This window comes from Arthrobacter sp. Y3223164 (assembly GCF_059091005.1).
In genome coordinates this window covers 1-1,844 of record NZ_JBNHGF010000471.1, presented here as the reverse complement: position 1 = coordinate 1,844, position 1,844 = coordinate 1, and the positions used below count along the sequence as shown (strand labels likewise).

Below are 1,844 nucleotides of genomic sequence, written 5' to 3'. Positions count from 1 at the left end.
GAGGGACGTGGGGCGGCCGTCGCGGAGGCGCTCGGTCACCAGCCAGCCCACGATGGCGGCTGCCGGGGCGGCCATGGTGTTGACCCAGATCAGCCCGGCTTCCTCCGCCGTGGCCGCCGCTCCCCCGTTGAATCCAAACCAGCCGAACCACAGCATCGCTGCGCCGATCATCACCAGCGGGATGTTGTGCGGGCGCTGTGCAGGGTCCTTGCCGAAGCCTCTGCGCTTGCCCAGAATCAGGGCCAGGACCAGGCCCGCTACACCGGCATTGATGTGCACCACCGTGCCGCCGGCGAAATCGATCGCCTCCCCGGCCCAGGCGCCGATGGCTCCCTCGGCCCCCAGCAAGCCGCCGCCCCAGACCATGAAGGCCAGCGGGCAGTAAACCAGCGTGACCCAGACCGGCACGAAGACCGCCCAGGCGCTGAATTTTGCCCGGTCGGCGATGGCGCCGGAGATGAGTGCCACGGTGATGATCGCGAACGTGGCACCGTACCCGGCGCTGATCAGGTCAGGGGTGCTAAGCAGCCCTTCCAGGCCGAACGCGGCGAACGGATTGCCGAAGAGCTGGGCCACGCCCTCGCCCCCGCTCATCGAGTAACCCCACAGCACCCAGACCACCGCCACCAGCGCGACGGCGGAAAAGCTCATCATCATCATGTTCAGGGCCGATTTGGCCCGCGTCATCCCGCCGTAGAAGAATGCCAGTCCCGGCGTCATGAGCAGCACCAAGGCCGCCGAAATCATTACCCAGACGTGACCTGCCGACAGATCCATGTTTCACGTCCCCTCGTTCGTTGGCGGGTAATTTCCCACCGATGAACCAAGACTGACGACGGCGTGTTTCGGCCAGCAGGATGCTTCATTGCGGCAGCGTTACAAGAAGCCCGCGCAGGTAAAACCGGTGCAACCGGCGTGTTTCGGCAGTGTTTCGCGCGGCACCGAGAGCGGCACAGAGTGGCATAGAGGACGACGGCGGTGCGCGGCCCGGCGTTGACACCGAGCCCACGCGCGGGTCGGGCTACGCTGGTTGGCATGCCTGTTTTCCGCCGCACGGCGCGCCAGTTCCGCCTGCCCGGCCACCAGCGACCGGGCAAGCCGGCACCCACTCCGATTCCGCGCGACATCAAGGTCCTCGTTGCCGCTGCGTTCGTCATCGCGCTGGGATACGGGCTGGTGGCGCCAGTCCTGCCTCAGTTCGCCGCGAGTTTTGACGTCGGTGTCGCGGCCGCCAGCATCATCGTCAGCGTGTTCGCCCTCGCCCGGCTGGTCTTCGCGCCCGCGGGCGGCGCCCTGGTGGGCCGCTGGGGTGAACGCCGGGTCTATCTCACCGGGCTGCTGATCGTCGCCGCTTCAACCGGCGCCTGCGCGCTGGCGCAGGACTACTGGCAGCTGCTCATCTTCCGGGGCCTGGGCGGCCTCGGCTCCACCATGTTCACGGTGTCGGCCATGGCGCTGATCCTGCGGCTGGCCCCGCCGGACGGCCGCGGCCGGGTTTCCAGCCTGTATGCCGGCACGTTCCTGATGGGCGGCATCCTCGGCCCGGTGGCCGGCGGCCTGCTGGCAGGATTCGGGCTGCGGATGCCGTTCGTGGTCTATGCCCTCGCGCTGCTCGTGGCGGCCGCCGTCGTCGCCGTCATGCTCAAGAAACCCGCCGCCCGCACGGCCAACGACGCTCCGGCTCCCGAGGCGATGGATCTGCGCGAGGCGCTCTCGGACCCGGGGTACCGGGCCGCCGTCGTGTCCGCCTTCGCCAACGGCTGGGCCACGTTCGGGGTACGCATGGCGCTGATTCCGCTCTTCGCCGCGGCCGTGCTGGGCGCTGGCCCGGAGACCGCCGGGCT

2 protein-coding genes are annotated in these 1,844 nt (G+C 69.1%); one reads left to right on the top strand and one right to left on the bottom strand.

Going from position 1 to position 1,844, the window contains the following annotated elements; genetic code table 11:
• Positions 1-777 (bottom strand): ammonium transporter (locus tag AC5RUJ_RS15505; RefSeq protein ID WP_494156159.1); only part of this gene is annotated, 777 nt, incomplete at its 3' end.
• Between the two features lie 258 nt (positions 778-1,035).
• On the opposite strand from AC5RUJ_RS15505, the gene AC5RUJ_RS15500 reads away from it, so the two are divergent.
• The coding region (locus AC5RUJ_RS15500) for an MFS transporter (protein ID WP_494156158.1) at positions 1,036-1,844 on the top strand (809 nt) is incomplete at its 3' end.